We start from the raw sequence: 7,090 nt of genomic DNA, 5'->3' as shown, positions 1-7,090 counted from the left end.
GGGGATAGCGGGGAAAAGGCGGGTTCGCGCCGCGCCCGCATCGCCGCCGCCGCGCGCTCGTGCCACGCTGGCGTTTCGTCGGCGCAGGTTTGCGTTGGATCACCACCGCCCCGATCTGCTAGAGCGGAGTGCAAGGCCCGATCGCGGCCCGAGGATCGACGCATGGATTTCCTGACCGCGATGGGCGGCACGGCCACCGGCTTCTTCGGTGCGGTGATCCCGTTCCTGTTCGTGCTGACCGTCGTGGTCTTCGTCCACGAGATGGGGCACTTCCTCGTCGGACGCTGGTGCGGCGTCGGCGTCCACGCGTTCTCGATCGGCTTCGGGCCGGAGCTCGTCGGCTTCAACGACCGCCACGGCACCCGCTGGAAGCTCTGCGCGATCCCGCTCGGCGGGTACGTCAAGTTCCACGGCGACGCCAACGGCGCCAGCATTCCGGATGCCGACACCATCGCGCGGATGACGCCGCAGGAGCGGGCGATCAGCTTCCCGACCCAGCCGGTGGCCAAGCGCGCGGCGATCGTCGTCGCCGGCCCGGTGGCGAACTTCATCCTCGCGATCCTGCTGTTCGCCGGCGCGATCTGGCTCGGCGGCCGTCTCGAGCTGCCGGCCCGGGTCTCGGCGATCGATCCCAGCAGCGCGGCGGCGCAGGCCGGCTTCCAGACCGGCGACCTCGTGAAGAGCATCGACGGCGAGCCGATCCCCGATTTCAACACGATGTACCGCATCGTCACCGGCAGCGCCGGAACGCCGCTGAACTTCGTCGTCGAGCGGGCCGGGGCCGACGTGCCGATCGTCGCGACGCCGTCGGTCTACGAGGAGAGCACCAAGTTCGGCCGCCACCGCATCGGGCGCCTCGGCATCCGCTCGCCGGCCGCCTCCGAGGCGAAGCTCGTCACCTACGGCCCGGTCGCCTCCCTCGGCCTCGGCGTGCACGAGACGGTGTTCGTGGTCGAGCGCACCTTCTCCTACCTCGGCAAGCTGGTGACCGGCCGCGAATCCGCCGACCAGCTCTCCGGGCCGATCGGCATCGCCCGCGTCTCCGGCGAGGTCGCCAAGGTCGGCGGCATCGGTGCGCTGATCGGGCTGATCGCGCTGCTCTCGGTCTCGATCGGTCTGCTCAACCTGTTCCCGGTGCCGCTGCTCGATGGCGGCCACCTGCTGTTCTACGCCTTCGAGGTGGTGCGCGGCCGCCCCTTGAGCGAGCGCGCCCAGGAGATCGGCTTCCGCGTCGGGCTCGCCCTCGTGCTGGTGCTGATGATCTTCGCGGCCTGGAACGACATCCTGAACCTCGGCGCCTCTTGGCGCGCGACCTGAGCGCGGCACCGCGCTCGGTCCCCGCGCGCCGCCCACGAGGCGGTCGCCGCAATCCCGCCGCGATTGCGCGCGCGGCGGCCTCCGGCGGCGCCTGACCGGCCCCCGGCGAGTCCCCTGACGGGAGGCCGTGGAAGGGTTACGAAGACGTTTCCCGGATCCGGCACGGCTCGGGATTTCCGTGTCGGGGCAGGGATTTACCGTTCGTTTACCCTGCGACGAAATGGATAGGAACTTTGCGGGAGCGTTAAGTGGCCTGAAGGCCACGGCCCCCAAAATCCCGGTCATAGGACCCCCCGCGCCGTTTGCTTGGCAGGGGAATCCCGCTAAGAGCTACGCTTGGACCAGGTATTACGGGACGACCGGTCAACGGTCGCTCGTGGCGGGTGCGAACCCGATCCGATGATAAGACAGACGGGCGAATAGATGATGTCGATGACGGGGAAGCACCGGCGCAAGTCGGTGAAGCGGACCATCGTCCTAGCCGCCGCGGCGGGCATTGCGCTGACCGGGGTCGCGCAGGCCCAGCAGATCGTCGTTCAGGGCAACCGCCGCGTCGATGCCGACACCATCCGTTCCTACGTCACCGGCACCGCATCGGGCTCTGCCGAGGAAGCACGCCGCAACCTGCTCGCCAGCGGCATGTTCGCGGACGTGAAGGTCGCCGCCAGCGGCGGCCGCACCGTCGTGACGGTCCGCGAGAACAACCTGATCAACCGGGTCGTGTTCGAGGGCAACAAGAAGATCGAGAAGGCCACGCTCGAAGGGCAGGTCGAGGCCAAGGCCCGCGGCGCCTTCAACGAGGCCGTGATCAAGTCCGACATGGCGCGGATCAAGGAAGTCTACCGCCGCGCCGGCCGCGGGACCGCCAAGGTCACCTACCGCACCGTCGACCTGCCCAACGGTTCGATCGACGTGATCTACCAGATCGACGAGGGCGATAAGACCGGCATTGTGTCGATCACCTTCGTCGGCAACAACGCCGTGAGCGAGCGGACGCTGAAGGGGCTGGTCTCCTCGTCCGAGATGAACTTCCTGTCGTTTATCAAGACCTCCGACGTCTACGATCCCGATCGCATCGCCAACGATCTCGACCTCGTCCGCCGCTACTACCTGCGCAAGGGCTACGCCGACTTCCGCATCGTCAACGCCGACGCCCGCTACGTCGAGGGCCCGGACGCCAACGGCTGGGTGATCACGGTCACGGTCGAGGAGGGCGAGCAGTACACGGTCGGCGCCGTGGCGGTGGATTCCCGCCTGCCGGGCCTCGACACGAAGAACCTCGACGGCGAGATCCGCACCACGGTCGGCGACGTCTACAACGCCGAGGACGTCGAGAAGACCCTGTCGGGCCTGACCAACGACGTCGCCCGGGCCGGCTATCCCTTCGCCCAGGTCCGCCCGACCGGCCAGCGCGACCGCGCGACCCACCAGGTCTCCCTCGGCTTCGTCGTCGAGGACGGCCCGCGCGTCTACGTCGAGCGCATCAACATCCGCGGCAACACCCGCACCCGCGACTACGTCATCCGCCGCGAGCTCGATATCGCCGAGGGCGACGCCTACAACCGCGTGCTGACCGACCGCGCCGAGCGCCGCCTGAACGGCCTCGGCTTCTTCAAGAAGGTCCGCTTCTCGAACGAGCCCGGCTCCTCGCCCGACCGCGTCGTGATCAACATCGACGTCGAGGATCAGCCCACGGGCTCGTTCTCGGTGGCGGGCGGCTACTCCACCCAGGACGGCATCATCGGCGAGGTCTCGGTCTCCGAGTCGAACTTCCTCGGTCGCGGCCAGTACGTCCGCGTCGCCGGGACCGGCGGCCAGTACTCGCGCGGCGTCGACTTCTCGTTCACCGAGCCGTACTTCCTCGGCTACCGCCTCGCGGCCGGCTTCGACGCGTTCTACAAGTACAGCGACCTGACCCGGTACTCGCGCTACGAGACCACCGTCTACGGCGGCCAGCTCCGTATCGGCCTGCCGGTGACCGAAGCCTTCGGCGTGACCCTGCGCTACTCGCTCTACAACACCGAGCTGAAGGTCCCGAACTCGATCAAGCAGCCCTACAACGACTGCTCGAACCCGATCCCGGGCATCACCAGCGTCTACCCGAACGGCGCGCAGCTCAACGGCCGCGACGTCAGCGGGCTGGCCCAGTACCCGGCCTGTGCCTACAACGGCGAGGCCTCGATCGCGATCAAGGGCTCCCAGGGCAACACGCTCACCTCGCTCGCCGGCCTGACGCTCGCCTACTCGACGCTGGACGTCATCGGCGCGCCCCGCAACGGCCTCTACGCCGAGCTGAAGCCCGACGTCGCGGGCCTCGGCGGCGACTCGAAGTTCTTCCGCGTCACCGGCGACGCCCGGTACTACAAGGAACTCTACGAGGACGTCGTCGGCTTCGTCCGCCTCCAGGGCGGTCACATCGAGGCGCTGGACAGCAACCCGCTGCGCATCACCGACCAGTTCTTCCTCGGGCCGTCGCTGGTCCGCGGCTTCGCCCCCAACGGCATCGGCCCGCGCGACGTCGGCACCACCGACGCCCGCTCCAACGCCATCGGCGGCTCGACCTACGTCGGCGGCACCCTCGAGATCCAGTTCCCGCTCCCCTACGTGCCGCGCGATCTCGGCCTGAAGGGCGCGGTCTTCGCCGACGCCGGCACGCTGTTCGGCTATCACGGCCGCACCACGTTCGACGTGAACGGCGACAACTTCATCAACGGCACCGCGCCCGGCGGCGCGTGCAACTTCAACGCCTTCAACATCGGCGTCGAGCCGGAATGCGTGAACGTCCGCGACAAGGCCGTCATCCGCTCGTCGGTCGGCGCCTCGATCCTGTGGAACTCGCCGCTCGGCCCGATCCGCTTCGACTACGCCTACGCCCTGAGCAAGGACGAGGGTCTGAAGGTGTTCGTCCCGACGCTCGGCAAGTACGGCCACATCGGCGCGGACCAGACGCAGGCGTTCCGCTTCTCCGGCGGCTCGCGGTTCTGATCCGAGAAAAAAGGTCGCGCGCCGCCTCGGGTTTCCCGGGGCGGCGCGTTGTCGTGCATGCCTGATCCCGTCTTCTTCATCCCGCAGCCCGGTCTCACCCTCGGCCTCGTCGCCGAGGCGGCTGGCCTGCCCGTGCCCGAGGGCTTCGATCCGGCGCACCGGATCGACGGCGCCGCGCCGCTCGAGACCGCGGGGCCGCGCGACCTCGCCTACATGGACAACGCCCGCTACTGCGACGCGCTCGCCGCGACCCGGGCCGGCATCTGCCTCGTCGCCCCGCGCTTTTCCGCGCGCGTGCCCGCCGGCACCGCGAGCCTCGTCCTGCGCGATCCCTACCGCGTCTACGCGGTGCTGCTCGGCCGGCTGCACCCGGATGCGCTTCGCCCGGGCTCGCAGTTCGGCGCCCGCGGCATCGCGCCCGGCGCCCACGTCCACCCCGATGCGCGCCTCGAGGACGGCGTCACGGTCGATCCCGGCGCCGTCGTCGGCCCCGGCGCCGAGATCGGCGCGGGCACGGTGATCGGCCCCGGCGCCGGCATCGGACCCAACGTGCGGATCGGGCGGGACTGCGCGATCGGCGCCGGCGCCACCCTGAGCCATGCGCTCGTCGGCAACCGCGTAATCGTCCATCCCGGCGCCCGGATCGGCCAGGACGGGTTCGGCTTCCACATGGGGGCGACCCACCTCAAGGTGCCGCAGGTCGGCCGCGTCATCGTGCAGGACGACGTCGAGATCGGCGCCAACACCACGGTGGACCGCGGCGCCTCGCGCGACACGGTGATCGGCGAGGGCACCAAGATCGACAACCTCGTGCAGATCGCCCACAACGTGGTGATCGGCCGCCACTGCGTGATCGTCTCGGGCGTCGGCATCTCCGGCTCGACGACGCTCGAGGACTACGTCGTGCTCGGCGGGCAGGTCGGCGTCGTCGGCCATCTGCGCATCGGCCGCGGCTCGCAGATCGCCGGCTCCTCCAACGTCAACCGGGACGTGCCGCCCGGCAGCCGCTGGGGCGGCACGCCGGCCAAGCCGGTCCGCGCCTGGTTCCGCGAGCTGACGACGCTCGCCCGCCTGGCCGAGCGCTCGGGCCGGGACGAGCCGGCGGACAAAGGCTGATCGAAAGGGCCGATCGATCCGGCCCGTGCGCCCGCCGCGCTTGCGTCGGGGCGCCGTTTGGGTCGAAAGGACGGGGATCGGTGACGACGGGCGTGCGCGGATGCGCGGCGTCGAGGCGAGGATCGAAGAGATCGATGAGTGAGACGGCGCGTGAACTCGGCTCGGCCGACATCCAGAAGGTGCTGGAGCTGCTGCCGCACCGCTACCCGTTCCTGATGATCGACCGGATCATCGAGATCGACGGCGACGAGAGCTGCATCGGGATCAAGAACGTCACCGTCAACGAGCCGCAATTCACCGGGCATTTCCCGAACATGCCGGTGTTTCCCGGCGTGCTGCTGATCGAGGGCATGGCCCAGACGGCGGGCGCGATCTGCTGCCGGCACATCATGCAGAGCAACGTGCAGACCAAGCAGGTGTTCTTCATGACGATCGACAAGTGCAAGTTCCGCAAGCCGGTGGTGCCGGGCGACCAGGTCCGCTTCCACATGACGAAGACCAACCACCGCAAGACGATGTGGTGGTTCCGCGGAGAGGCGCGCGTCGACGGCGCCCTCGTGGCGGAGGCCGAGATCGGGGCCATGCTGGTGACGGCGTGAGCGCGCCCGCGATCCATCCGAGCGCGATCGTCGAGGACGGCGCCGAGATCGGCGACGGCTGCCGCATCGGCCCGTTCTGCCATGTCGGCCCGCAGGTGGTGCTCGGCGTCGATTGCGAGCTTGTCAGCCACGCGGTCGTCGCGGGCGACACCCGCATCGGTGCCCGCACCCGGATCTATCCCTTCGCCTCGATCGGCCACCCGCCGCAGGACCTGAAATACAAGGGCGAGCCCTCGACGCTGCGGATCGGCGCCGACTGCCTGATCCGCGAGGGCGTCACCATGAACCCCGGCACCGCGGGCGGCGGCCTGGAGACGGTGGTCGGCGACAAGTGCGCCTTCCTCGCCAACGCCCATGTCGGGCATGATTGCCACGTCGGCAGCGGGGTGGTCTTCTCCAACAACGTCATGCTGGCCGGCCATTGCAGCGTCGGCGACTACGCCATTCTCGGCGGCGGCGCGGCGGTGATCCAGTTCGCCCGCGTCGGCGCGCACGCCTTCGTCGGCGGCCTGTCGGGGCTGGAGAACGACTGCATCCCCTACGGCATGGTGCTCGGCAACCGCGCCTACCTCGCCGGCCTCAACATCGTCGGCCTGCAGCGCCGGGGCTTCGCGCGCGAGGACATCCATGCGCTGCGCCGCGCCTACCGCCTGCTCTTCGCCCCCGAGGGGACGCTGATGGAGCGGGTCGAGGACGTGGCCTCGGAATTCGAGAGCCACCCGGCGGTGCGCGAGATCCTCGATTTCATCCGCGCCGGCGGCAAGCGCTCGATCTGCACGCCGCGCGAGACGGCGGCTTCCGGCGGCGGCGCCTGAGGCCGCCGATGTCGGCTCCTCGGCCCGCACGGCCGGACGCGAGGCTGGTGCTGGTCGCGGGCGCCGGGCGCCTGCCCGAGCAGGTCGCCCACTCCCTCGACCGTGCCGGCCGCGCCTTCAAGGTGCTGGCGCTGCGCGGGTTCACCGACCGCCCCTTGCGCGCGCGGGCCGACGCCACCGTCGACCTCCTCGACATCGGCGAGACCCTGCGCATCCTCGCGGGCTGGGGGCCGGCGACCATCGTGCCGGCCCCCAGCC

5 protein-coding genes and 1 pseudogene are annotated in these 7,090 nt (G+C 70.0%); all 6 read left to right on the top strand.

The features are described from left to right. The first annotated feature begins 162 nt into the window (after positions 1–162). Positions 163–1,317 (top strand): RIP metalloprotease, encoded by a 1,155-nt coding sequence (locus tag FV230_RS22025; RefSeq protein WP_147728014.1) that lies wholly within the window; start codon positions 163–165, stop codon positions 1,315–1,317. A gap of 423 nt (positions 1,318–1,740) precedes the next feature. After that, positions 1,741–4,302, top strand: a complete 2,562-nt coding sequence (bamA, locus tag FV230_RS22020; protein ID WP_147728015.1) for an outer membrane protein assembly factor BamA — start codon at positions 1,741–1,743, stop codon at positions 4,300–4,302. 57 nt (positions 4,303–4,359) lie between these two features. After that, positions 4,360–5,418 carry a UDP-3-O-(3-hydroxymyristoyl)glucosamine N-acyltransferase gene (gene lpxD / locus FV230_RS22015; RefSeq protein WP_147843919.1) on the top strand — a complete coding sequence of 353 codons (1,059 nt, stop codon included), beginning with the start codon at positions 4,360–4,362 and terminating at the stop codon, positions 5,416–5,418. 134 nt (positions 5,419–5,552) lie between these two features. Then, positions 5,553–6,017, top strand: a complete 465-nt coding sequence (gene fabZ / locus FV230_RS22010) for a 3-hydroxyacyl-ACP dehydratase FabZ (RefSeq protein ID WP_147728017.1) — start codon at positions 5,553–5,555, stop codon at positions 6,015–6,017. After that, positions 6,014–6,832 carry an acyl-ACP--UDP-N-acetylglucosamine O-acyltransferase gene (lpxA, locus tag FV230_RS22005; RefSeq protein WP_147843918.1) on the top strand — a complete coding sequence of 273 codons (819 nt, stop codon included), beginning with the start codon at positions 6,014–6,016 and terminating at the stop codon, positions 6,830–6,832. Before fabZ ends, lpxA begins: the two co-directional genes overlap by 4 nt. Positions 6,833–6,840: 8 nt before the next feature. Further along, positions 6,841–7,090, top strand: a pseudogene (locus FV230_RS22000) (DUF1009 domain-containing protein); the annotation flags it as partial.

The sequence above is a fragment of the Methylobacterium sp. WL6 genome (assembly GCF_008040095.1).
Classification (GTDB): Bacteria; Pseudomonadota; Alphaproteobacteria; order Rhizobiales; family Beijerinckiaceae; genus Methylobacterium.
Note: the sequence above shows the minus strand (reverse complement) of the source record. Positions and strands in the feature narration are given on the sequence as shown.